22 protein-coding genes and 1 pseudogene are annotated in these 22,922 nt (G+C 61.7%); 9 read left to right on the forward strand and 14 right to left on the reverse strand.

What is annotated here, in order from left to right:
* Window positions 1-11: 11 nt before the first annotated feature.
* The 3 genes from AC07NR_RS13820 to AC07NR_RS13830 are packed head-to-tail and all read right to left on the reverse strand — an operon-like array spanning window position 12 to window position 1,687.
* Window positions 12-623: a DUF4136 domain-containing protein gene (locus AC07NR_RS13820; RefSeq protein ID WP_085732749.1), complete on the reverse strand. Its 612-nt coding sequence runs from the start codon at window positions 621-623 to the stop codon at window positions 12-14.
* Window positions 624-635: 12 nt separating this feature from the next.
* Entirely contained in the window at window positions 636-1,385 is a 750-nt protein-coding gene (locus AC07NR_RS13825) for a methyltransferase (RefSeq protein WP_085711242.1), read from the reverse strand.
* Window positions 1,385-1,687: a MazG-like family protein gene (locus AC07NR_RS13830; protein WP_011332275.1), complete on the reverse strand. Its 303-nt coding sequence runs from the start codon at window positions 1,685-1,687 to the stop codon at window positions 1,385-1,387. Before AC07NR_RS13830 ends, AC07NR_RS13825 begins: the two co-directional genes overlap by 1 nt.
* 145 nt (window positions 1,688-1,832) lie before the next feature.
* Between AC07NR_RS13830 and AC07NR_RS13835 the strand changes: the two genes are divergently transcribed.
* Window positions 1,833-2,126 (forward strand): hypothetical protein, encoded by a 294-nt coding sequence (locus AC07NR_RS13835; RefSeq protein ID WP_085711241.1) that lies wholly within the window; start codon window positions 1,833-1,835, stop codon window positions 2,124-2,126.
* Window positions 2,127-2,163: 37 nt separating this feature from the next.
* On the forward strand, window positions 2,164-3,513 hold the full coding sequence (locus tag AC07NR_RS13840; protein ID WP_495078779.1) for an MATE family efflux transporter: 1,350 nt from the start codon (window positions 2,164-2,166) through the stop codon (window positions 3,511-3,513).
* Here AC07NR_RS13840 and AC07NR_RS13845 read toward each other — a convergent pair.
* From AC07NR_RS13845 to AC07NR_RS13895, 11 genes and pseudogenes are all read right to left on the reverse strand, one after another.
* The gene (locus AC07NR_RS13845) at window positions 3,507-4,382 is read right to left on the reverse strand and encodes an alpha/beta hydrolase (protein ID WP_495078780.1); all 876 of its coding nucleotides are present in this window, start codon (window positions 4,380-4,382) and stop codon (window positions 3,507-3,509) included. The two genes, AC07NR_RS13840 and AC07NR_RS13845, sit on opposite strands and share 7 nt — an antisense overlap.
* A gap of 17 nt (window positions 4,383-4,399) precedes the next feature.
* The gene (locus AC07NR_RS13850; protein ID WP_495078781.1) at window positions 4,400-5,194 is read right to left on the reverse strand and encodes a DUF4123 domain-containing protein; all 795 of its coding nucleotides are present in this window, start codon (window positions 5,192-5,194) and stop codon (window positions 4,400-4,402) included.
* Window positions 5,191-6,534, reverse strand: coding sequence for a type VI secretion system Vgr family protein (locus AC07NR_RS13855; protein WP_495078782.1), 1,344 nt, complete (start codon window positions 6,532-6,534; stop codon window positions 5,191-5,193). Before AC07NR_RS13855 ends, AC07NR_RS13850 begins: the two co-directional genes overlap by 4 nt.
* A 232-nt stretch (window positions 6,535-6,766) precedes the next feature.
* Window positions 6,767-8,680 (reverse strand): arginine decarboxylase, encoded by a 1,914-nt coding sequence (gene speA, locus AC07NR_RS13860; RefSeq protein WP_248738462.1) that lies wholly within the window; start codon window positions 8,678-8,680, stop codon window positions 6,767-6,769.
* A 219-nt stretch (window positions 8,681-8,899) separates the two neighbouring features.
* Window positions 8,900-9,271, reverse strand: a complete 372-nt coding sequence (locus AC07NR_RS13865) for a translation initiation factor Sui1 (RefSeq protein ID WP_065260252.1) — start codon at window positions 9,269-9,271, stop codon at window positions 8,900-8,902.
* 187 nt (window positions 9,272-9,458) lie between these two features.
* The gene (locus AC07NR_RS13870; protein ID WP_114881278.1) at window positions 9,459-10,016 is read right to left on the reverse strand and encodes an NUDIX hydrolase; all 558 of its coding nucleotides are present in this window, start codon (window positions 10,014-10,016) and stop codon (window positions 9,459-9,461) included.
* A gap of 3 nt (window positions 10,017-10,019) precedes the next feature.
* A complete protein-coding gene (locus AC07NR_RS13875) occupies window positions 10,020-11,087 on the reverse strand; it encodes a DUF2333 family protein (protein ID WP_495078783.1) in 1,068 nt (355 codons plus the stop codon).
* A gap of 136 nt (window positions 11,088-11,223) precedes the next feature.
* Window positions 11,224-11,700, reverse strand: coding sequence for a hypothetical protein (locus AC07NR_RS13880; protein ID WP_495078784.1), 477 nt, complete (start codon window positions 11,698-11,700; stop codon window positions 11,224-11,226).
* Window positions 11,697-12,202, reverse strand: a pseudogene (locus AC07NR_RS13885) (Hcp family type VI secretion system effector). Before AC07NR_RS13885 ends, AC07NR_RS13880 begins: the two are co-directional and overlap by 4 nt.
* Window positions 12,181-12,900, reverse strand: coding sequence for a hypothetical protein (locus tag AC07NR_RS13890; RefSeq protein WP_495078785.1), 720 nt, complete (start codon window positions 12,898-12,900; stop codon window positions 12,181-12,183). The pseudogene AC07NR_RS13885 and the gene AC07NR_RS13890 overlap by 22 nt, the downstream one beginning before the upstream one ends.
* The gene (locus AC07NR_RS13895; protein ID WP_495078786.1) at window positions 12,900-14,048 is read right to left on the reverse strand and encodes a DUF2515 family protein; all 1,149 of its coding nucleotides are present in this window, start codon (window positions 14,046-14,048) and stop codon (window positions 12,900-12,902) included. The genes AC07NR_RS13890 and AC07NR_RS13895 overlap by 1 nt, the downstream gene beginning before the upstream one ends.
* Before the next feature lie 324 nt (window positions 14,049-14,372).
* On the opposite strand from AC07NR_RS13895, the gene gcbA reads away from it, so the two are divergent.
* The 7 genes from gcbA (at window position 14,373) to AC07NR_RS13930 (ending at window position 22,886) form a co-directional block, all read left to right on the forward strand.
* Complete coding sequence (gene gcbA, locus AC07NR_RS13900; RefSeq protein ID WP_085711233.1) at window positions 14,373-16,043, forward strand: diguanylate cyclase GcbA; 1,671 nt, start codon at window positions 14,373-14,375, stop codon at window positions 16,041-16,043.
* A gap of 954 nt (window positions 16,044-16,997) precedes the next feature.
* Window positions 16,998-18,041, forward strand: a complete 1,044-nt coding sequence (locus tag AC07NR_RS13905) for a methyl-accepting chemotaxis protein (RefSeq protein ID WP_412546962.1) — start codon at window positions 16,998-17,000, stop codon at window positions 18,039-18,041.
* Window positions 18,042-18,215: 174 nt separating this feature from the next.
* Window positions 18,216-18,671 carry a type II 3-dehydroquinate dehydratase gene (gene aroQ, locus AC07NR_RS13910; RefSeq protein WP_064585783.1) on the forward strand — a complete coding sequence of 152 codons (456 nt, stop codon included), beginning with the start codon at window positions 18,216-18,218 and terminating at the stop codon, window positions 18,669-18,671.
* Window positions 18,672-18,695: 24 nt separating this feature from the next.
* A complete protein-coding gene (gene accB, locus AC07NR_RS13915) occupies window positions 18,696-19,163 on the forward strand; it encodes an acetyl-CoA carboxylase biotin carboxyl carrier protein (protein ID WP_007951023.1) in 468 nt (155 codons plus the stop codon).
* A gap of 17 nt (window positions 19,164-19,180) precedes the next feature.
* A complete protein-coding gene (accC, locus tag AC07NR_RS13920; protein ID WP_085711231.1) occupies window positions 19,181-20,539 on the forward strand; it encodes an acetyl-CoA carboxylase biotin carboxylase subunit in 1,359 nt (452 codons plus the stop codon).
* Window positions 20,540-20,705: 166 nt separating this feature from the next.
* On the forward strand, window positions 20,706-21,584 hold the full coding sequence (gene prmA / locus AC07NR_RS13925) for a 50S ribosomal protein L11 methyltransferase (protein ID WP_495078787.1): 879 nt from the start codon (window positions 20,706-20,708) through the stop codon (window positions 21,582-21,584).
* Between the two features lie 30 nt (window positions 21,585-21,614).
* Window positions 21,615-22,886: a DUF3426 domain-containing protein gene (locus tag AC07NR_RS13930; protein ID WP_248738469.1), complete on the forward strand. Its 1,272-nt coding sequence runs from the start codon at window positions 21,615-21,617 to the stop codon at window positions 22,884-22,886.
* Window positions 22,887-22,922: the final 36 nt, after the last annotated feature.

The following is a 22,922-nucleotide window of genomic DNA, read 5'->3' on the forward strand; positions in this document are numbered from 1 at the left end:
TTCACGGGAAGCTAACTGGGAGGATACGCCGACATGGCCTTTTCGACAGCCTCGCGGATCGCATCGGCCCGGTCACTCTGATTGCCCTGGGTGCCGGTTTCGGCGCTGGCACTCCAGACCGGCTGACCGGTGCCGGCGTCGAACAGATCGACCCGTACCACCACGACCTGCTCCTGATAAGTACGGACAATCGGCACGGTGTTGTACATGCCGTAACCGCGGCCGTAACGGTCATAGCCGCCGTATCCGCCGTAGTAACCGTAATCGTCCTGGACCTGACGCAAGCGGGTTTCCAGGCTCAGGTTGGCGCTGACAAAAAGGTCGGCCGGGCGATTGTCGTGCAACGGGCGCAAGCCCCGTTGATCCAGCGCACTGCTGACCGCCTCGGCCACTTGCGCCGAATCCGCCCAGGCACTGCCGGGTGGCAGGCGCCCGTTGAGCCACGCCCAACTGCGGTAGCGCCCGTAATCCCGTGGTGGCGCGGGGTAGGCGCTGCGGTCGAAGGTGGTCGCGGCTTGCGGTGGCGCCGGCGGCAACGGCCGCGACTGCGCCACATAAGGGTTGCTGCCCTGGCACGCGGCCAACCCCAGACAGATCAGCAATAACCCTGAATGACCTTTCATTTCACGCTCCGATCAGATCGGCCGGCAGATCCAGTGCAAGTAGCGCCCAAGCCCGGCGAAGCTTGGGTGACGACGGTGAGCGAGCTCCATCTCGAGCAAATCAATCAACTCGGCACGGGCCTGGAACTCCACCGGCATGTAATCGTGGAAAACCCGGATCCCGCTCTGGGTTTCGACCTGCCACAACCCGTCGAGTTGCGTGGCCAGTTCCCGAGGATCGAGCGGCTGCTGCGGGGTCAGGCTCTGCTTTTCGCCGGCCATGTCGTTCCTGCGCATTTTCTTGAAATGGCCTTTGAGCAGGTTGCGATAGACCAGCGCATCCCGGTTGTAGAACGCCAGCGACAGCCAGCCGCCGGGTTTGGTCAATTGATGCAGCACCGGCAGGATCGCGTGGGGTTCGGCGAGCCACTCAAGCACCGCATGGCAGATCACCACGTCATAGGGTTCGGTGAGTTGACCTAGCAGTTCCTGCCACGGCGCCTGAATGAACGTTGCGGTCTGCCCGGCCTCGGCGAAACGCTGGCGCGCGCCTTCGAGCATCGGCTCGGCCGGCTCGGTAAAGGTCACGTCGTGCCCGCGCTCCGCCAGCCACAGCGACATGTGGCCCAGGCCGCCACCGATGTCCAGCACCCGCAACGGACGATCCGGCAAGGCTTCGGCAAGATCGGCCTGCAACACCGCGAGGCGGATCGCGCCTTTGGCACCACCATAGATTTTTTCGGCGAAGCGGGTCGCCAACTGATCGAAATGACGGTCGCTCATCAGCTGAACCGCCGTTCGCTGTCGGCGAGCTTGCTGCGCACCACTTCATTCATGTCCAGCCCCAGCTCGCTGCACAGCAGCAACAGATAGAGGACGATGTCACCGACTTCCTGGCCGGCGTGGGCCAGTTTGTCCGCCGGCAGTTCGCGGGACTGGTCCTCGGTCAGCCACTGGAAGATTTCCACCAGCTCGGACATTTCCACGCTGGCGGCCATGGCCAGGTTTTTCGGGCTGTGAAATTGCCGCCAGTCATTGCGGTCGCGAATGGCGTGCAGGCGTTCGGTCAGTTCAACAAGGTTCATCGGGTTCTCCTGAAGGCGTATAGCTTCGGGGGGAAGCTGCGCGAAGGCAAGGGGCAGCCACCACCCGGCAAACCCTCTATGCTTGCAGGGAACTCGGCCGCCCCCGGCGCGGCCCAAGGCTCAGCTCTTTCATCAGGATGCAAACATGCAGGTAGAAAGCTTTTTCGAATGGCTGGGCCAGGCGCTCGGCTCGATCATCCGCTTCATCGTCGACGGCCTGAGCGGCCTGTTCAACGTGTTGAGCCATGCCGGCGGCAACTTCGTCGACGGGCTGGCGAAGGCCCTGGGCATGGACACCTCGATCATCAGCATCATTGCGTTGATCGTCGGCCTGATGCTGCTGTGGTCGGCAATCCGCGCGTTCATGAATGCGTCGATCATTGCCGGGATCATCTGGCTGCTGCTGGGCCTGTGGCTGCTGAGCTGGATCATTCACTGACGCCTCCCGCTACAATGCCGCTCCCCAAGGAGCCCGCATGTCCAACCTGATCGCCGACTGGCGCGACCGCCCGACCCATCGCCGGGTCTGGGCCCTCGCCGCCCCCATGATCCTTTCCAACATTTCCGTGCCGCTGGTGGCGCTGGTCGACAGCACCGTCATCGGTCATCTGCCCCACGCCCATCAGTTGGGCGCGGTGGCGGTCGGGGCCAGCCTTTACACCGTTCTGGCCTGGGCCATGGGTTTTCTGCGCATGGGCACCACCGGGTTCGCCGCGCAGGCCGCCGGACGCAGCGATGGTGCGGCGCTGCGGCAAATCCTGCTGCAAGGTTTGTTGCTGGCGATGGGGCTGGCGTTGCTGCTGGGAGCTGTGGGCGTGCCGCTGAGCGGGGTCGCCCTGCACTTCATGCAGCCGTCGCCAGAGCTCAATCAGTTGACCCGCGATTTCTTCCACACCCGCCTGTTCGGGCTGCCGGCGGCGCTTGCCAGTTATGCACTGGTCGGCTGGTTCCTCGGCACCCAGAACGCCCGGGCACCGCTGGCGATTCTGCTGACCACCAACCTGATCAACATCGTGCTGAACCTGTGGTTTGTGATAGGTCTGGACTGGGGCGTGGTCGGCTCGGCCCGGGCCTCGGTGGTCGCCGAATGGTGCGGCGCCCTGCTCGGTCTGGCGCTCACCCGCAAGGCCTTGCGCGCTTACCCCGGGCATATCGTCTGGGCGGCATTGAGGGTTTGGCAGAGCTGGCGGCCGCTATTGGGGGTCAACCGCGACATCTTCATCCGCAGCCTGGCGCTGCAATCGGTGTTTTTCCTGATCACCGTACAAGGCGCACGGCTGGGTGACGCTACGGTCGCGGCCAATGCGCTGCTGCTCAACGGTCTGCTGCTGACCGCCCATGCGCTGGACGGTCTGGCCCACGCGGTCGAGGCCTTGTGCGGGCATGCCATCGGCGCCCGAGACCGCATGGCCCTGCGGCGTTCGCTGGTGGTGGCCGGCGGCTGGTCGTTGCTGGCGAGCCTGGGTTTTGCTGCGTTGTTTCTGTTCGCCGGGCACTTGTTCATCGAAATGCAGACCGACATTCAGAGCGTGCGCGAAACCGCGTTCATCTATCTGCCCTACCTCGCCGTGCTGCCGTTGATTGCGGTGTGGAGCTACTTGCTCGACGGTCTGTTCATCGGCGCCACCCGCGCCCGGGAAATGCGCAATGGCATGCTGCTGACGGTCGCTCTGCTGCTGCCGTTCGCCTGGGCGTTGAGCGGGATGGGCAATCACGGGTTGTGGATATCTTTCCTGCTGTTCATGGTGCTGCGCAGCCTGACCCTCGGCACATTGGCCTGGCGACTGCGGCGCAACGACGGCTGGTTTGCCGGCGCAACTCACTGAGACGGCGTGTGCCGGATAAAACCAACAACCTGATCCAGTACCGGTGCCAGCCAACGTAATGGCCGAGACATTGTGGCCACCAGCGTCGCGTGGTTGGGCCGGGCATAGTACAAATCCTGTGCCGGCACGCCGGCCTCGCGCAGTGTTCGCGCCAGGCCGCCGGTATTGCGGGCCGGATCGACCAGGCTGTCGCGGCTCGCGGCAATCAACAGTGCCGGTGGCGCGCCGTGGCCGACATGCCGGATCGGCTGCGATTGCGGCGGTGAGTCCGGCCAGAAAAACACCGGACGCACCTCGGGATTCTTGATCGGCAGAAAGTCGTAAGGCCCGGCCAGACCGATCCAGCCACTCAGGTCGGCGGGGGACATCCCGACCGAGCCCAGCAGGCGCGAATCCAGCGCCAGCATCGATGCGTTGTAGGCCCCGGAACTATGCCCCATCAGGTACAGCCGCCGGGGATTGCCGGAATATTCATGGATATGGGCCTTGGTCCAAGCGACGGCGCGGGCTCCGTCCTCGAGAAACAATGGGTAACGCACCTGCGGGTACAACCGATAGTCCGCCACCACCGTCACGATGCCCCGGGAGGCCAGCGCCTCGCCGACAAACCGGTAATCGCCACGGTCGCCGCTGTTCCAGCTGCCGCCATAAAAAAACACCACCACCGGGGCGTCTTCGAGCAGATGGCGCGGCACGTAGACATCGAGCTTCTGACGCGGATCGTCTCCATAGGCAATGCTCGCGGTTTTGACGTAGCTACCGTCCGGTGTCAGGCCGTTGAGCATTTTCAGCGGCGAGCAACCACTGAGCAGCAACAGCAGAAAACCAGCGGGGATCGCGCAAAACCAATGCCGTAAAGAGTGGGCCATGCGCGCGAAACCTCGTCTCAGGGTGGGTTGTTCTGCCAGCGGCGACGCAGATGATCGAGCCGCTCTTGCTGGGTCAGCCCTTGTGGCGGTTGCACCAGTTCTGCGCGCGGATGCAGCAAGCGTAGCCACAACCAGTCGTCCAGCACCGTCCGTTCGCTGAAACCCAATGTCAGGCCTTGTTCAACGTGGGAGGACAGCGTGCGGTAAGAGGTTCCCGTCGATTGGCTCCAGCGCCAGATATGCTGTTCCAGCAGGCAGCGATGCAGGCGCTCGCGTTGATGACGGGTCAGCCCCTGTTCAACCTCCAGCGGCTCTACGTCCAGGCCCGGGTTGCGCAGTTGTTGCCAGCCCAGGCTGCCGCTTGCCCGATCGGCCCAGGTACCGCCGAACCAGCGCAGCCAGTTGATCGGCCCGAGCCAGCAGCTCAGTTGACGAGCATCGCAGGCGTCGAAAAAGTAGCTGGCTGTCTGCCGGTCGTAGTAATTGAGCAGCGCACGATGATTCAGGCCCACAGAAACTGTCAGCATCCGCTGTAAATGCGCACGCAGCGATTCGATCGTGGCATCGCTGCCCAGCAACAGCCCGCACCAGGTGTGCGGATCGGTGTGGCACAACGCCGACAGCACCGGGCTATCGCGCAGATCGATCAACAATGGCCCTTGCTCGCACACGGGCTGAAACTCCGTACCGTCAAACAGCCGCGAACTCGGCAAGCCAGCGAATCCCTGACGCAACACGCTCAACGCCTGTGGAGTGTGCACGGCATCCAGCAACAGCCATTGCGCACGCTGCCCCGGTACCTTGCCGCTCATCGTCCATCGCCAGGACTGAGTCCGGCGACCAGCCGGCAGCTGCAGACCGACTCCCGACAGTGCCGGTAGCTGCCGCCCCCTGGCATCAGACATAACAGCAGCAAAGGCTCGCGCGCACTCAGCCATGGCGCCAGGCCTTCAGTTGCCAGGGTGTCGGGCAGCGGCAGCGGCTCCTCATCCCCATGGACCTCGGCGGTTGCCGTCGGCTGCAGAACACCACTGATCACCGGTTGCTCGGGATCACCTTCGATAAAGCTCACGACCACCTCGACGCCTTCATGCAATGACCCCAATGCCGTCTCCGCCAACGCGGGCGCCAAAGGCAGCCAACAGTGGCTGGGCGCCGCGCCTTCGCCCTGATAGAGCCAGTCGAACTGCACCGCGACCGGGCGCGAGCGATCAGGCTGAGGTTCATCGACCGCCACCACCCAGGCCCGCTGCAGACTGCCCATGCTCAACACTGGGCGCTCGACAACCGGCCCGCACGCCTGCAGACCGTCGACCGCACGGAGCCGGTTGCTGTAGGGCGGTTCTAGCATCTGATCGGCCCGGTGCTCGATACGCGTCAGCAACCAGTGCCTGTCGCACTCGGCAAACGGCCGCGGGGACAGATTCAGCCACCGACCGCAACGCAAGGTTGGCATGTCCGAATGCCCCTGAGCCGTTCGGGAACGCATGGCAGCTTCAGAGGCCCCGCTGGCTTGCTCTCGAATCAGCCAGCGGCGTACCGCCGGTGCCGACGCCTGAGCATCGAATGGCACCTCCCCCGCTCGCGGCAACCGCGCCGGGTTGTCTCCAAACACCAGACAATGGCTATCGTGCCCATGCTCGAAGTGATAGTGGATCCGCGACTGCGCACACAGACGCTGCACCAGTTGCAGGTCCGATTCACCGTATTGGGTACAGAATCTGCGGGCCGGATGATCGGCCTGCAATTCGAACCGGCGCTGATGGCCGGTAATGCCGTGCTCCCTGAGCACTTGATCGAGAATCTGCGGCACCGATCGGCCACTGAACATTCGCTGGCTATGGCGCAGTCCCAGACAACCCAGCTTCGGACCCAGCCGCGCCCGGCACAACCGGACTCCGTCGCCATGTTCATGCTGGACGAGACTCTGCAATTGTCCGTGCACCCCATTGCCAGGAGGCCCGAAGCACAGGCGTGCCGAGCGATACAACAGACCGGCAAGGTCGAGATGAGGATCGTCGATCAACAGATCGATTTCGAACACAAAAGGCTCGCTGATCGCCTCGCAACCGGTAAAGGCCAGGACTTCGAGGGGGGCGGACAGACCCGCGACATCGAGACGAAACGACGACTCGTCGACTGGATCGAACATGGGCGATTCTCTACAGGAGGGGCGGCCGGGGATTCTCGCCGAGAGCCATGGCCGAGTAGAGAGCCGAAGTACAAATTAGGAAATGGCCTACGCGAAAAGCAGACGACATCACTTTTCTTGTGAGGATGAAGGTCATTTCGCTAACAGAAAAAGAGAAGTCGCATCAGGTCATCTGAAACTTCCGCTGCGTGCGGAACAATTTCAGACAACCTGATGGATTCGGAACCTGCCGTCAGGAAGACAGGTAGGAGGAACGGGTCAGACCCAGGCGCAATGCATCGAGGAACTGGGTGCGCTCGCTGGCACTGATACGGGCACTGGCGCACTTGTCGCGGTAGTGGGTCATCAGCTCTTCCGGCGACAGGTGCACGTAGCGCAGCATGTCTTCGATGGTGTCGTGGGTCTCGATCCCGGCGTGGTACACGCTGCCGTCGGCGTTCTGGTAGATGTTCACCGAGTCGGTGTCACCGAACAGGTTGTGCATGTCGCCGAGGATTTCCTGATAGGCGCCGACCAGGAACACGCCCAGCAAGTAGTCTTCACCTTCGTTCAGCCCGTGCACCGGCAGGCTGGTCTCGATGCTTTGCTCGTCGACGTACTGGTTGATCTTGCCGTCGGAGTCGCAGGTCAGATCCTGCAGCACCGCGCGACGCAACGGCTCTTCGTCGAGACGGTGCAACGGGATGATCGGGAGCACCTGATCGATCGCCCAGGTGTCCGGCAGGCTCTGGAACACCGAGAAGTTGCAGATGTACTTGTCGGCCAGCTTGTCGTTGAGCTCGTCCAGCACCTGACGGTGAGAACGCTGACGCGCCTTCAGCGAGTTGTGCAGGCGACGGCACACGGCGAAGTAGCACTGTTCGGCCAGGGCTTTCTCGGCCAGAGTCAGCTTGCCGTCGGCGTACTGGGCCGCCACGTCGCTCATGTAGTGGGTGGCGCGCCAGTAGGTTTCGGTGACCATTTCGATGTCGGTCGGGCCGAGCAGGTCGACCAGCCATTGCACGGTTTCCGGCAGCGACTCCTTGTTCTCGATCTGCGGCACGTCGTCGTTGTGCTTCTCGACGTCGGTCACCTGCACCACCAGCATCGCGTGGTGGGCGGTCAGCGAACGGCCGCTCTCGGAGAAAATGTGCGGATGCGGCAGGCTCTGCGCATCGCAGAACTCCTTGAGCATGCCGACCACGACACCGGCGTAGTCATCCATGTCGTAGTTGATCGAACTGGCGTTGCGCGAGTGGGTACCGTCGTAGTCCACACCCAGACCGCCGCCGACGTCGATGTGATCGACCGGCAGACCGAGGTTGCGCAGCTCGCCGTAATAACGGATCGCTTCCTTGAAGCCGTGCTGGTAGTCGGCCAGGTTGGCAATCTGCGAACCCATGTGGAAGTGCAGCAGACGGATGCCCTGATCCAGACCCGCCGCGCGGAAGCGCTCGACCACCGACAGCAGTTGCGCCGCCGACAGACCGAACTTGGATTTCTCGCCACCGGTATCCGCCCACTTCGACGAGGCCAGCGACGACAGGCGCACCCGCAGGCCGACCTGTGGCTTGACCCGCAGCGATGCGGCTTCTTCGATCACCAGACCGACTTCGGATTCTTTCTCGATCACGATGAACACGTTGTGGCCGAGCTTCTGGCCCATCAGCGCCAGACGGATGAACTCGCGGTCCTTGTAACCGTTGCAGACGATGGTGCCGCCCTTCGGCGCCAGCGCCAGCACGGCCAGCAGCTCAGGTTTGGAGCCGGCTTCCAGACCGATGGAGACGTTCTGGGTGGCGATGATGTTTTCGATCACCGCTTCCTGCTGGTTGACCTTGATCGGGTACAGCGCGGTGTATTTGCTCTGGTATTCCAGACGCTCGATGTTCGAGTCGAAAGCACCGGTCAGCTGACGCACGCGGTCTTGCAGGATGTCGGGGAAACGCACCAGCAACGGCAACGACAGGCCGCTCTTGCGCAACTGGTCGACCTGTTCGAACAAGTCGATCGGTGAACTGCTCGGGCCGTTCGGACGAACTTCGACGCGACCGGCGTCATTGATCGCGAAATACCCGGCCCCCCAATGGCGAATCCCGTAAACACTGCGGCTGTCCGCAACTGTCCATTGGCTGCCATCGTCTTTGCGTGTGCGTCGTACGGACATCGAAGTCCCCTATAAAGAAGTCATAGTGCGTCGCCTGATTGCAGGCCGGCGCAGTCTAAAGAATGAAAATGACGGTTCGTCAGCGGGGCGGTAGACCGCGCTGACAGCGTTGAGTTTAGAAACCGGTCATGAACAGGCTCTGTGAAAACCATGGAGACGCTGCCGGGACTGATGACAATCAGAGCCGGATCGAGCCGCTGGTGGTTTTCACAGAGGCTGCTAGCCGCCGGACTTCTTCGCCTTGAAACCGTGCTTGACCAACTCGGCCAAGAGTAGCTCGACATGATCGCCCTGGATCTCGATGACCCCGTCTTTCAACGCACCGCCGGTGCCGCAACGTTTCTTCAACGTTGTCGCCAGCTCTTTGAGTGCGTCTTCGGCCAGCGGCACGCCGGTGATAGTGGTCACCGTCTTGCCGCCACGACCCTTGCTCTCGCGGCGCACGCGGGCAATGCCGTCGCCGGCCGGGATCACGGTTTGTCTGCAGATACAGGCGTCCACCGGTTTACTGCATTCCGGGCAATGACGACCTGCGTCGGTGGAAAATACCAGGCCGCCCAGGGCGGCGAAGGATGCGGCTTTTTTGGCCACCGGCAATCCTCTCGGGAGGACAAAGACTGATCGCAGCCTTGGGCAAGGCTATCGACCGCGAAGCCCCACTCAGGCAGGGGCAGCGCTACTGCACCGGTTGCTCCTGTAAAGCAGGCCGGCACAGCTTGAAAAGGTCGCGCAGTGTAACGGCAAAAACGCCGATTGCTAAGTGCCAATCGGCGCCAATTTATGAGTTCTTTGCGACGTCGCTTCGTTGAGCCTTCAGATAGCGCTTCAAGGCTGCCAGAGAGTCCGGGCAATAAGGCTTTTGCTCGATTTCCAGCATCACCTGATCGACCGGAATGAAGCGTGCTTCGAGCACCTCTTCCGGCTGCAGGATCAGCGGCCCGTCCCACACGGCCGAGAACGCCGAACACCACAGGCGATTGCCGGGGTCCTCGAAGTAAAAATGGTCATGGGCCGTCAGCTCGACGCCGCTCACCCCCAACTCTTCTTCCAGCTCACGGGCCGCCGACTCGGCGTAGGTCTCGTTTGCCTGCACCATGCCGCCGGCCGCCACATCCCAGTAGCCGGGATAAATGGCTTTGCTCAGGGTCCGCCGATGGACACAGAGTTCACCGGCAGAGTTGAACAGCATGATGTAGGTGCCGCGCCCGATCAGCCCGCGCTCGCGCAGATCGGAACGGACAAGGGATCCGAGCAGGTTGTCCTGCTCGTCAACCCAGGCGATCTGTTCGGCATCCGAGGCGGCGCGGTGGGCCGCCTCTCTGGCGTTGTCGCTCATGACTCAGCCTTGATTGAGCAGTTGACGAAGATCGATCACGGCGGCGTTGGCCCGGGAAATATAGTTGGCCATCACCAGCGAGTGGTTGGCCAGAATGCCGAAACCGCTGCCGTTGAGAATCATCGGGCTCCAGACGGTTTCCTGGGAAGCCTCCAGCTCACGGATGATCTGACGCACGCTGACCGTGGCGTTCTTCTTCGCCAGCACGTCGGCGAAATCGACTTCGATGGCCCGCAACAGGTGCGACAACGCCCAGGCCTGGCCACGGGCTTCATAGAACACGTTGTCGATCTGCATCCACGGGGTCTCGACGACTTCCTCGTCGACCTGCGGCACTTCACCCACCGCCGGGACTTCGGTTTTCAGCGCTGTATTCAGTTTGACGCGACCGACACTGGCCGACAATCGTTGCGACAGCGAACCGAGACGCGTACCGACGTCGCCCAGCCAGTTGTTCAGGTTGTCGGCGCGGGCATAGAACAGCGCATTCTTTTGCGTCGGGTCAGACAGGCGTGCCTGATATCGGCTCAGGGAGTTGATGCCTTCCTGGTATTCCGACTCGCTGGACGGCAGGATCCAGCTCTTGTTGTCGAAGTTGAAGCGCGGCTCGGCCTTGGCCAGATCGGCGTCTTCAGCCGATTGCGACTGCGAGCGGGCGAAGTCCTTGCGCAAGGCACGAGTCAGGTCGCGGACCTGGACCAGCACGCCATATTCCCAGCTCGGCATGTTGTCCATCCACAGGCCCGGCGGGAAACGGTCGTTGGAAATGTAGCCGCCCGGCTTGTTCAGCAGGGTGCCGGCGACGGTCTTGAGGGTTTCGACGGTGGTGTAGCCGACCACCATCTGCTTGCCTTCTTTCTCGGCAGCCAGCTGGGCGTTCTGCGCCACGGGGAACAGGGCCGGCTCTTCGCTCCAGTACCAGCCAAGGGCGATGGTCACCAACAGGTAAATACCGACCAGCGTGGCCAGCGCGCGGCTGAACAACAGGCCGCCCACATAGCTGCGGGCGGCGGATTTCGGCTCGGCGGTACGTTCGGGCGCACTGCCCGCGCGATTCTTCCAGTCCAGCATGGCGATATCCTTTCAATCTTGGGTTCAACGGTTCGACAGCAACCATACAACAACGTGCCTCGACCCGGCACCCACGATCGGGCATCGAATTGAAACAACCGGGCACTGCCGGTGAGCGAAAGGATAGACGCACGCTTCAGATGTTGAAGATCCGCATCGAAATCTGCCGGACATCATCCGCCGTGAATAGATGTGCAATGCCCGAGGCGTCAGTGCGGCGCTGGGTGGGAATCCCGTCAACCGTTGCAATGTACGGCTGCTGTGCCAGCGGCTCGCCCGTCATGCTGTCGACCAGGCGAAAGATCCGCGGGGTTCGGGTTGGCTGAGGCGGAGGATTGTTCATCAGATCCAGCACCGCCTGATCGAAGACTGCCGCGGCGACCGGCCAGTCGCCAACCTCTGCGTCGACCATGAGCAACAGCCATTCACCCTGTTCGACCTGCTCCAGCACTTCGCTGTCCAGATCGATCGAAAGGCCGGCCCGCAACTGATCCAGACCTTCGAGCGGTTGCCGGTCAAGCAACACTTTGCATACCCTCTCCAGCGCCTGATCCACCGGATAAACCTGCCGGCGCTCGAGCGGGGTAACCTGCGAGCGATGAACCAGTCTCACGCCTGTCCCTCGCTCTGCCACTCATCGGAGCCCATCGTCCGGCTGATCTCGTGCCGCCAGTAGATGCGTCGATAGCTGAACTGGACCTTTTCCCGTTGCGTCAGGTGGGAAACGCCCGGGTCCTGACAATCCGGCATCAATACTTCGGCACTGACGATCAGCGCGTCCTCCAGCTCTATCGTATAGAAGTGCTCCTGAGTGCCGTGGGCCGATGTGCGATACAACTCCACACGACACTTGCTCAGCAGTTCACCGGAACACATTGCGATCTGGATCAACGGCGATGCCTTGTCGAGGGTTTTGGTGATGACCAGAGGCTTGTGCAGCCGTCGCCCGGCACCGGCGCCTCTGGGCACGACAATGCCATGACTCAGGGACTGAAGATGATCTTGTCCTCGCGCCCGGTCTGATAGCTGTTGCCCACCGATGCTTCGGTAAAGGCGCCGGCGCTGATCAGACCCTGGCGGCTGCCGTGGAGGGTCATGAAGGCAGGGGTTGGCATGGGAGCGCTCCTTTTTGCGGTTGAGGTGGGGGAAAGGGGTGAGGTACTACGTCGACGTGTTCCATTTCCCCGAATCGCCAGGGTTTGCTGAGTTCCAGGGTGATGAGATAGCGCTCCTGGTCGGGGTGTCTGGAATCGGCGAATCGTCCAAGGAACAACATCGCTTCGTACTGGTCGCCGGCCTTCCAGTAAGTGGTTCCAGTCCGTATCCCCGGTCTTAGATAGGCTCGCCACTCCGGGGTGTCCGCGATGGTGGGATGTAACGGGGTCCCCAGCGGCCTCCACCCTTTCGCGCACCATTGGGCTTGCAGATCGAGAACGACCTTCAAGGCATCATCGATCAACAGGGGCTCGACCTGAGGAGACATGCGGATATCACCGACCAGGTTGCCCTCGAACGTGAACGTAAAGAACCGCGCCTTCGGCGTTTCGAACCCGTACTGCGGATCGACAAATCGCAGGCGCGCATCAGCCTTGGAAGCTCCCCCCCAGATGCGCCTGCCAACATGGCCCCATATAACGAGGGGAGCGTTCGAATGGTCACGCATGTATTCATAGGTTCCGCCTATGGACATGGCGATCATGGAGTCGCCCCATAACGGCTGCGTCAACTGGCGTGCGGCTGCCACTGCCAAAACACCACAGAGCAGCAGCCACGCCCAACAACGCCATCTGGACAGACAGGATCGCCAGCGCATCAAGCGTCCTCCATGGCAGCGATCTCACGGATGGATTGCGCCAGTGCGTCTCTGTTGCTGTCATTGAGCATCTGGTGAAAACGGGCGGCAGCCCGCAGGACAAACGCCATTCGCTGATCGAGATCGGACAGGTCCGCCAACGGGTTGCGGCCGAAATCGATGGTGCGACCGTCATCGACTCGCTGACATTGACTGGTGAGCGTCAACTCGATTGCCTGGGCCACACCGGAAGGAAAGCCGGTCACGTAGGAAAAGTGGTTGCCACGCAACAACATCACTAATTGGCGGTTTTCGTAGATGCTCGGCTGGAGAATGTTTCGCTGTTCGTGCCAGGCCAGAGACTGCACGCTTGAGGCAATTTCCCCCGCCTCTATTGCCTTGAAGGCTTTCAGGATTTGTTCAAACGCTTGCCCAAAAGGAAGCGTTTCCTGGCCCACCGGCCAAAGCACTGGAAACTTTGCATGCCCATGAATGCCTACCCGTGTTTCCAAACACTTCTTCAACTCCTCCAACCCACGCACCGCATAAAACCGATGCAGCGGATAGACATCCAGAAACAATGTGGTATTGCCCATCGCCATCATGTCGTACACGTGGCGGTACTGTTGCTGCACCAACGACAGCTCTTCACCCGGTAAGCGCAGATCCAGCGCAGACACGGGATTGCGGCTCCTCGCCTCTTCGTAGTCACTCAAGGCCTCGGCCTGCCCGGGCATTCTCGCGGGGGTCAGCAGTCCGGACTCGCGGCGCCCGTCTCGCACTCGTTGCCGTGCTTCGTGCTCCTGACGAATCAGTTCGATGCTGTCGGCCGCATGCAGCAACCCGCAGCCCACCTGCTTCGAAGCAAACGCTGCAAGACCTGCCCACTGGAATCGCGCGTCATGCAGCCACAGCCGGGCATAGGCGGCGTTGATCGCCCGGTTGCGTTGCACCGGATCGGCAATCAGCACGCCATCGGGGGCGACAACGGCTTCGGCCTCCTGCTGAAAGCGGCGCCAGATGCACTGGCACGTCAGCACGGGTACCTCAGTCACCCGCATCTTCTCGCCATACAACGTTTCTTCGTTGCATTCACAATCTGCAACTGGCCGGGTGCTGTGATTCAGACGTTGGTTATCGCTGGTGTGCTCGTTGAAACACTGGCTCATATTCGGGGAATTTTTTGTAGGGGTTTCCCTGACCCTACCAGTCCGAAACTCTGTCGAAACCGACTTGGAGAAAAATCAGAATGCCCTGACAGACGAAGACCGCCAGGCACAAGGAAGCCTCCTCAAAAGCCTTGGGAAACGTCCTGAAGAACCCCGTTCACGGGTATTTGAGCGACGACAGAGTCCAAAATAAAACCAAACGGTCAGAAACTGAATAGTGACGTACCGCAGATTATTGACGTACGACACTCATGTAAGGGAAAAGAGGTGCTAGCATAGAGCCACCAGTCGATCTCAGCATGCACCCTAACTAGTAGTCAGGATATGACCGAGCCAGAAGACCCCAGCCGTGAGCGCCTCAAGCACCACTTTGCCCAGCGGGTAATTCATCAGGCACGTCAGATTCTTGAGATATGGCAGCGCCTGCAACGCAGTGAGTGGTCCACTGCCGACCTCGCCGAACTGAGCGAGGCCAATCTGCGCCTGCTGCGTTTTGCCGAGCGCTTCGAACAGCCCGAGCATACCCAACTGGCCCACCACATCAGCCAGTCGCTGGAAGCGGTGGATGCCAATCGCGGACGTCTGAGCAGCGGCCTGATCACCGACCTCAACCGTTTGATGCAGCGCTTGTCGCGTACCGGCCTGCGCCATGGCGATCAGCTCGACCAGACCTTTCTGCCGCCCCTGCGCAAACCGATCTACGTGATGCTTCAGGATCACGACCGCGCCGAACGGCTGGCCAAACAACTGGAATTCTTCGGTCTCAGTGCTCAGGCGCTGGACAGCGTGTCGGCGTTCCGCTCGTCGATGGTCGAGCGTCTGCCGGCCGCCATCGTCATGGACGTGGACTTCAGCGGCGCCGGCGTCGGCCTGAAACTCGCGGCCGAGGCCCAGCAAGGTCTGGAAGAACCGTTGCCACTGCTGTTCTTCAGCCTGCACGAAACCGACACTCCGACCCGCCTCGCCGCCGTGCGCGCGGGTGGTCAGGAGTTCCTTACCGGCACCCTCGAAGCCTCGAGCCTGCTGGAGAAAATCGAAGTCCTGACCTGCGTCGCCCAGTACGAGCCTTATAAAGTGCTGATCATCGACGACTCCCGAGCCCAGGCGATGCACACCGAGCGCCTGCTCAACAGCGCAGGGATCGTCACCCGCACGCTGATCGAGCCGATTCAGGCGATGGCCGAGCTGGCGGATTTCCAGCCGGACCTGATCATCCTCGACATGTACATGCCGGCCTGCACCGGCACCGAACTGGCCAAGGTCATCCGTCACAACGACCGTTATGTCAGCGTGCCGATCATTTACCTGTCGGCCGAAGACGACCTGGACAAACAGCTCGACGCCATGAGCGAAGGCGGCGACGACTTCCTGACCAAACCGATCAAACCGCGCCACCTGATCACCACGGTGCGCAACCGCGCCGCCCGCGCGCGCAACCTGAAAGCACGGATGGTCCGCGACAGCCTCACCGGCCTGTACAATCACACGCACATTCTTCAGTTGCTGGAGGACTGCTCGTTCCGCGCCCGCCGCGAAAACAAGCCGCTGAGTTTTGCGATGCTCGACATCGACCACTTCAAACGGGTCAACGACAGCCATGGCCATCCCATGGGCGACCGGGTGATCAAGAGCCTGGCGTTGTTTCTCAAGCAGCGTCTGCGCAAGACCGACTTTATCGGCCGTTATGGCGGCGAAGAATTCGCCATCGTCATGCCCGACACCGATATAGAAGCCGCACACAAAGTGCTCGACGAAATCCGCCAGCGCTTTGCCGAGATTCACTACCCGGCCCAGCCACAGGATCTGTGGTGCACGTTCAGCGCCGGGGTGGTGGAGATGCACGACGACTCCGACAGCCTGATGATGGCCAGCCAGGCCGATGAGGCGCTGTACCGCGCCAAGGGTGAAGGCCGCAATCGGGTGCAAACCGCGCGGGACTCAAAGCAAAGTGCCACTTTTTCACCGGAATCCACCGATTCGGTCATAACCCTGTAACAGAACCGCAATAAATTCAGGCGCTTACCATTTCTGCCGTTGGTAGCCGTCATGCGCCTGAAGTTGCTCACCAATCTCAACACGCTGTTGCTGGTCGCCGTCTGCGTGGCCCTCGGCGCCACGCTGTGGTGGTCGCAAAAAGCCCTCGAACGTCCGTATCTGTTGATGGAGCGCTACCTCGGGCTGTCCCAGCAATTTCAGAATGAAGTCGCGCGCAACGTCGAGGACTACCTCGGCAGCGGCGATGCCCTGCGTCTGAGCAGTGCCAGCCAGGCCATCGACAGCCTGCAGAAAGAACTCGGCGAACTGCCACCGGCGCTGGCCGAGACGCTGCGTCCGAGCCTGTCGGGCCTCGAAGAATTCAGCAAGACCGACCTCCTCGCTGCCGGCAAACTGGCCGGCGATCCGCAAGCCTTGCTGTTGCAGGCCGAACGGGAACTGAGTGCCAGTCTCGATCAGCTCAGCACTTATGCCGGCGGCAACGTGGCGTACCTGACACCGTTGCTCGCCGCCTCTCAGCATTTGGGCAAGCTGTCGCTGGCCAGGGACAAACTGGTCAGCAGCGGGCGCAGCGAGCTGGCCGCCGATGTCGAACGCGAGGTAACCAACATCCGCACCCAGGCTCAGGCAATCGATGCTCTGCCCTTGCTCGGCGTGGTCGCCAGCAGCGAATCCGGCAGCGACGATTTCGCCTCGATGATGGGCATTGAAAGCACTGAAAAGGCAGTCGCCGAAGACGCCGGCGTAGGCCTCAAACGCGACCTCAACAGCTTGCTCAATCGCTACCCGGCAGAACTGGCGCGAACCCGCGACCAGATCCAGAAACGCACCGATCTCAGCACCGCCACTCACCAGAAAATCGCTGCCGTGCAACAAGCCATCGCCGGACTGGAACCGGTGGTACGCGCCCAGCACGGCCAGATCCAGAGCGAAGTGCGTCTGATGCAAGGCGTGATGATCGGCCTGATTCTGTTGATCGCCCTGTTGATCGACACCCTGCAGCGACGCCTGGCCCGCACCTTGACCAACCTCGCCCCAGCCCTTTCGACTTGGGCCGAAGGTGACTTCAGCCGCGATATCCACCTGGGCAAGACCAACCGCGAGCTGCACGACATCGAAGCCTCGCTCAATCGCTTGCGAGCCTATCTGGTGGATCTGGTCGGAACCATTCGCGGCAATGCCGAACAAGTGGCGGGCAGCAGCCGCACCCTGGCGGAACTGAGCAACGACCTGCACAGCGGCGCCGAACATCAGGCTGGGGATACCGCACTGATCCGCGACTCCCTCAGCGAACTGGAAGCGACCATCCAGCAAGTGGCCGGCGATGCGCGTCAGGCTGCGGACGCCAGCCATCACGCGGGACAGGCTGTCGAGCATGGGCAAAAAGTCATCGGCCTGAGCCTCACCGGCCTGCATGCACTGGTAGAAGAAGTGCAAGGCAACGCGCAAATGATCGAGCATCTGGCCGAAGAGTCGGCCACCATCGGCGGCGTACTGACGGTGATCCGCTCGATTGCCGACCAGACCAACCTGCTGGCACTCAACGCGGCGATCGAAGCCGCCCGCGCCGGAGAAATGGGTCGTGGTTTTGCCGTGGTGGCCGAGGAAGTCCGCTCACTGGCGCAACGCACCGCTGGCGCCACCGCAGAAATCCAGACCTTGATCGCCGGCCTGCAAACCGCCGCCCGACAATCGGTCGAAGGCATGCGCGCCCAGGTCGAACACGCCGAAGCCACGGCCAATCAGGCGCAATCGGCGGACGGTGCGCTGGACAAGATCGTCGGCGCGATCCAGACCATTTCCGACACCGCGGTGCGCATTGCCGATGTCACCGCGCAGCAGAGCGGCGCGGTCAGCGAAATCCGCGATCACAGCGAACGGATTCACCAATTGGGTGGGGATAACCTGCTGCGCATCGGTGAAGGACGCGAACAGGGGGAGAATCTGCTGGTATTGGGCGGGCAACTGCATACAGCGGTGCAGGCATTCCGCGTCTGATAGCGATTGTGCCGGGTTTGGCGGTGTGAATGACCGGATCTGATCACTCAGTCACATATTTCGCGCAAACATCGGAGATCGTGCTGGCTATTGCAGAGAACTGGACAGTCACAAAGTCTTTGCGGCATAGTCGCCGGGTTCTGACGAGGCTCACCCATAACAAGGAACACGCAGATGGCAACGCTACTGGTGCTGCATGGCCCCAACCTGAACCTGCTCGGCACCCGGGAACCCGGGACCTACGGGTCGACCACCCTGGCGCAGATCAATCAGGATCTGGAGCGCCGCGCCCGCGAAGCCGGCCATCATCTGCTGCACCTGCAAAGCAATGCCGAGTACGAATTGATCGACCGTATCCATGCCGCGCGCGGCGAAGGCGTGGACTTCATTCTTATCAATCCGGCAGCTTTTACGCACACAAGTGTCGCATTACGTGACGCGCTGCTGGGAGTGAGCATCCCATTCATCGAAGTGCATTTGTCCAACGTGCACAAACGCGAACCTTTCCGCCATCACTCTTACTTCTCCGACGTAGCGGTGGGAGTGATCTGCGGCCTTGGCGCCAGCGGTTACCGACTGGCCCTGGAGGCTGCACTAGAGCAGCTTGAACAACAAGCTATACGCCCCTGACCGACCCTTGGGAGTTGATGATTCATGGATATCCGTAAAGTTAAGAAACTGATCGAATTGCTGGAAGAGTCCGGCATCGACGAGCTCGAGATCAAGGAAGGCGAAGAGTCCGTACGCATCAGCCGTCACAGCAAGACTCCGGCGCAGCAGTACTACGCTCCGGCGCCAATGCAGGCTCCGGCCGCTGCACCTGCCGCCGCTGCCGCTCCGGTTGCTGCTGCCGCCGCTCCAGCTGCCGCTGCTGCTCCAGCGCTGAACGGCACCGTTGCCCGTTCGCCGATGGTCGGCACCTTCTATCGCAAATCTTCGCCAACCTCGCCGTCTTTCGTTGAAGTCGGCCAGACCGTGAAGAAAGGCGACACCCTGTGCATCGTCGAAGCCATGAAGATGATGAACCACATCGAAGCTGAAACCAGCGGTGTGATCGAGTCCATCCTCGTCGAAGACGGCCAGCCGGTTGAGTACGACCAACCGCTGTTCACCATCGTTTGAACTGCGGAGAGCCTTTGATGACTGCGAAGTTGGAAAAAGTTCTGATCGCTAACCGCGGTGAGATCGCCCTGCGGATTCTGCGTGCCTGCAAAGAGATGGGCATCAAGACCGTCGCCGTTTACTCCAAGGCCGACAAAGAGCTGATGCACCTGGGTCTGGCAGACGAATCCGTCTGCATCGGCCCGGCTTCTGCCGCGCACTCCTACCTGCACATCCCGGCAATCATTGCAGCCGCTGAAGTGACTGGCGCTACCGCCATTCACCCAGGCTACGGTTTCCTCGCGGAAAACGCCGACTTTGCCGAGCAGGTCGAGAACTCCGGCTTCGCTTTCATCGGCCCGAAAGCCGAGACCATTCGCCTGATGGGCGACAAGGTATCGGCCAAGCACGCGATGATCGAAGCGGGCGTTCCAACCGTTCCAGGCTCTGACGGTCCACTGCCGGAAGACGAAGAAACGGCGCTGCGCATCGGTCGCGAAGTCGGTTATCCGGTGATCATCAAGGCCGCCGGCGGCGGTGGTGGTCGCGGCATGCGCGTGGTGCACAAGGAAGAAGACCTGATCGCCTCGGCGAAACTGACCCGCTCCGAAGCTGGCGCGGCGTTCGGCAACCCGATGGTCTATCTGGAAAAATTCCTGACCAACCCGCGTCACGTCGAAGTGCAGGTACTGTCCGACGGCCAGGGCAACGCCATCCATCTGGGCGACCGCGACTGCTCGCTGCAGCGCCGTCACCAGAAGGTTCTCGAAGAAGCGCCGGCACCGGGCATCGACGAGAACGCGCGCAAGGAAGTCCTCGCTCGCTGCGTCAAGGCGTGCATCGACATCGGCTACCGTGGCGCCGGCACCTTCGAGTTCCTGTACGAGAACGGTCGTTTCTACTTCATCGAAATGAACACTCGTGTTCAGGTGGAGCACCCGGTTTCGGAAATGGTCACCGGTATCGACATCGTCAAGGAGATGCTCAGCATCGCCGCTGGCAACAAGCTGTCGTTCACTCAGGATGACGTGGTTATCCGCGGTCACTCGCTGGAATGCCGGATCAACGCTGAAGATCCAAAGACCTTCATGCCGAGCCCGGGCACGGTCAAGCATTTCCACGCTCCAGGCGGCAACGGCGTTCGCGTCGATTCGCACCTGTACAGCGGTTATGCGGTTCCGCCGAACTACGACTCGCTGATCGGCAAGCTGATCACTTACGGCGCCACCCGCGACGAAGCCATGGCACGCATGCGCAACGCCCTGGACGAAATCGTGGTTGACGGGATCAAGACCAACATCCCGCTGCACCGTGATCTGACCCGCGACGAAGGCTTCTGCAAAGGGGGCGTGAACATTCACTACCTCGAGCACAAGCTGGCTGGCGACAAGCACTAAGCTCAAGCCCGCACATGACAAGGCCGCCTTCGGGCGGCCTTGTTGTTTCTGCAGGTTTCATCTGCTCACACATTCCCCGCTCCCACAAAACCGTCGCGCTCGCGTAAACTTGCGCGCTTCTCGCAGGCCGCTAGGCTGCAATCAATCTTTTTCACAGGTGCCCGCCATGCCTTGGCTGCAAGTCCGTCTCGCCATCAGCCCAGAACAAGCCGAAACCTACGAAGACGCTTTCCTTGAAGTGGGCGCCGTTTCGGTGACCTTCATGGACGCCGAAGATCAGCCGATCTTCGAACCGGAACTCAACACCACCCCGCTGTGGGCGCACACTCACCTGCTGGCCCTGTTCGAGGGCGGCACCGAAGCCGCTCCGGTACTGGCCCATCTGGAACTGCTGACCGGCAGCCCGCTGCCCGAGCATCACAGCGAAGTGATCGAAGACCAGGACTGGGAACGCAGCTGGATGGACGGTTTCCAGCCGATACAATTCGGCCAGCGCCTGTGGATCGTGCCGAGCTGGCACGCCGCGCCGCAACCTGACGCGGTCAACCTGCTGCTGGATCCGGGTCTGGCCTTCGGCACCGGCACCCACCCGACCACCGCCCTGTGCCTGGAATGGCTGGACGGTCAGGACCTGAAAGATTGCAACGTGCTCGACTTCGGCTGTGGCTCGGGGATTCTGGCCATCGCCGCCCTGCTGCTCGGCGCGAAAGAAGCGGTCGGTACCGACATCGACGTTCAGGCGCTGGAAGCTTCCCGCGACAACGCCGGTCGCAACGGCATTGCCGACGAGCTGTTCCCGCTGTACCTGCCGGAGGATCTGCCGCAGGTCAAAGCCGACGTGCTGGTGGCCAACATCCTGGCCGGCCCGCTGGTTTCCCTGGCACCGCAACTGTCTGGTCTGGTCAAGTCCGGCGGCCGTCTGGCGCTGTCCGGGATCCTCGCCGAACAGGGCGAAGAAGTCGCCGCCGCCTACGCGCAGGACTTCGATCTTGACCCGATCGCCAATCGTGATGGCTGGGTGCGCATCACTGGCCGTCGGCGCTAGAATGACCGCCTGCTCAATCCGGATCGCCGCATGACCGACAGCTTCGTCACCCAGTGCCCGCATTGCCAAACCAGTTTCCGCGTCAGCCACACTCAATTGAGCGTGGCCCGCGGGGTGGTTCGTTGCGGCTCCTGCCTGCAAGTGTTCAACGCCGCCAAACAGCTGCTTGAGCAACGCGCAGGCAAGGAAGCAGTCACGCCGGTAGCGCCAGCCATTGTCGAACCGGCACCGGTTATCGAAGCGCCGGTCGTCGCCAGACAACCGGAGCCAATCGAACCACCCGAACCTCGCGCCATCAGCCAGAAGCAGTGGAGTGCGGCCGAGCTCGATCTCGACAGCCTTGATCTGGACGAAGAACTGGCCCGCCTCGAGCAGCGGGAAATCCAGCCGACCACCGAATTCGGCCGTGCACGCGAGGAATCCCTCAGTGCTCGCCGCGACAGCCATGAACCGGAAGACGAGCCGTGGTCAGGCAGCCTGTTCAGCGAACCGGCGGACGAGCGGACCATCGAGTCTGAACACACAGCCGAAGTCGCCGATTTCGAACCGGTGAAACCGGAACGCACCGAGCCTTCGCTGTCGCTGGAACCGGTAGACCTCGACGACGAGCCTCCCATTCCGCAACTGCGCCTGCACGATCCGATCGACCCTTCCGCCCGCCATGAGCGCCTGTCGGCCAGCGAAGACGTCGACGACGATCTGCCTGCAATCGAACCCCCACGCAAAAAGCGCGAACGTGACGAACCCGGCGTGCGCGCCGAGGTTTTGCAGGACCTGACCGACGATCCGTTGCAACTGGACTGGCAAAAACGCCGCTCGCCCTGGGGCCGACGCCTGCTGTGGCTGTTGCTGGTATTGCTGGCTGCCGCCGGTCTCGCCGGCCAGTACATCGCCTATCACTTCGACGAACTGGCCCGCCAGGACCAGTACCGCCCGTGGTTCCAGCAACTGTGCCCGCAAGTTGGCTGCACGGTGCCGTCCAAGGTCGATATCGCCAAGATCAAGAGCAGCAACCTGGTGGTACGCAGCCACCCGGAATTCAGCGGTGCGCTGGTAGTGGACGCGATCATTTACAACCGCGCCCCGTTCTCGCAACCGTTTCCGCTGCTGGAGTTGCGCTTTGCCGACCTCAACGGCCACCTGATCGCCAGTCGCCGATTCAAACCCGGTGAATACCTCAACGGCGATCTCGAGGGCATGGCGGAAATGCCGCCGCAAACGCCCATCCACATCGCTCTGGACATCCTCGATCCGGGGCCGAAAGCGGTGAACTACAGTCTGAGTTTCCACTCCCCCGAGTGAAACACTTCAGCGCTCCAGGATTGACGGCAGTTTTCT

The sequence above is a fragment of the Pseudomonas sp. GW821-FHT09C09 genome, assembly GCF_059418105.1.

What these genes read in the sequence shown, in the direction of transcription:
- AC07NR_RS13820 (WP_085732749.1), bottom strand. Translation starts at nt 623, where the DNA reads ATGAAAGGTCATTCAGGGTTATTGCTGATCTGTCTGGGGTTGGCCGCG.
- AC07NR_RS13825 (WP_085711242.1), bottom strand. Translation starts at nt 1,385, where the DNA reads ATGAGCGACCGTCATTTCGATCAGTTGGCGACCCGCTTCGCCGAAAAA.
- AC07NR_RS13830 (WP_011332275.1), bottom strand. Translation starts at nt 1,687, where the DNA reads ATGAACCTTGTTGAACTGACCGAACGCCTGCACGCCATTCGCGACCGC.
- AC07NR_RS13835 (WP_085711241.1), top strand. Translation starts at nt 1,833, where the DNA reads ATGCAGGTAGAAAGCTTTTTCGAATGGCTGGGCCAGGCGCTCGGCTCG.
- AC07NR_RS13840 (WP_495078779.1), top strand. Translation starts at nt 2,164, where the DNA reads ATGTCCAACCTGATCGCCGACTGGCGCGACCGCCCGACCCATCGCCGG.
- AC07NR_RS13845 (WP_495078780.1), bottom strand. Translation starts at nt 4,382, where the DNA reads ATGGCCCACTCTTTACGGCATTGGTTTTGCGCGATCCCCGCTGGTTTT.
- AC07NR_RS13850 (WP_495078781.1), bottom strand. Translation starts at nt 5,194, where the DNA reads ATGAGCGGCAAGGTACCGGGGCAGCGTGCGCAATGGCTGTTGCTGGAT.
- AC07NR_RS13855 (WP_495078782.1), bottom strand. Translation starts at nt 6,534, where the DNA reads ATGTTCGATCCAGTCGACGAGTCGTCGTTTCGTCTCGATGTCGCGGGT.
- speA (WP_248738462.1), bottom strand. Translation starts at nt 8,680, where the DNA reads ATGTCCGTACGACGCACACGCAAAGACGATGGCAGCCAATGGACAGTT.
- AC07NR_RS13870 (WP_114881278.1), bottom strand. Translation starts at nt 10,016, where the DNA reads ATGAGCGACAACGCCAGAGAGGCGGCCCACCGCGCCGCCTCGGATGCC.
- AC07NR_RS13875 (WP_495078783.1), bottom strand. Translation starts at nt 11,087, where the DNA reads ATGCTGGACTGGAAGAATCGCGCGGGCAGTGCGCCCGAACGTACCGCC.
- AC07NR_RS13890 (WP_495078785.1), bottom strand. Translation starts at nt 12,900, where the DNA reads ATGCGCTGGCGATCCTGTCTGTCCAGATGGCGTTGTTGGGCGTGGCTG.
- AC07NR_RS13895 (WP_495078786.1), bottom strand. Translation starts at nt 14,048, where the DNA reads ATGAGCCAGTGTTTCAACGAGCACACCAGCGATAACCAACGTCTGAAT.
- gcbA (WP_085711233.1), top strand. Translation starts at nt 14,373, where the DNA reads ATGACCGAGCCAGAAGACCCCAGCCGTGAGCGCCTCAAGCACCACTTT.
- AC07NR_RS13905 (WP_412546962.1), top strand. Translation starts at nt 16,998, where the DNA reads ATGATCGGCCTGATTCTGTTGATCGCCCTGTTGATCGACACCCTGCAG.
- aroQ (WP_064585783.1), top strand. Translation starts at nt 18,216, where the DNA reads ATGGCAACGCTACTGGTGCTGCATGGCCCCAACCTGAACCTGCTCGGC.
- accB (WP_007951023.1), top strand. Translation starts at nt 18,696, where the DNA reads ATGGATATCCGTAAAGTTAAGAAACTGATCGAATTGCTGGAAGAGTCC.
- accC (WP_085711231.1), top strand. Translation starts at nt 19,181, where the DNA reads ATGACTGCGAAGTTGGAAAAAGTTCTGATCGCTAACCGCGGTGAGATC.
- prmA (WP_495078787.1), top strand. Translation starts at nt 20,706, where the DNA reads ATGCCTTGGCTGCAAGTCCGTCTCGCCATCAGCCCAGAACAAGCCGAA.
- AC07NR_RS13930 (WP_248738469.1), top strand. Translation starts at nt 21,615, where the DNA reads ATGACCGACAGCTTCGTCACCCAGTGCCCGCATTGCCAAACCAGTTTC.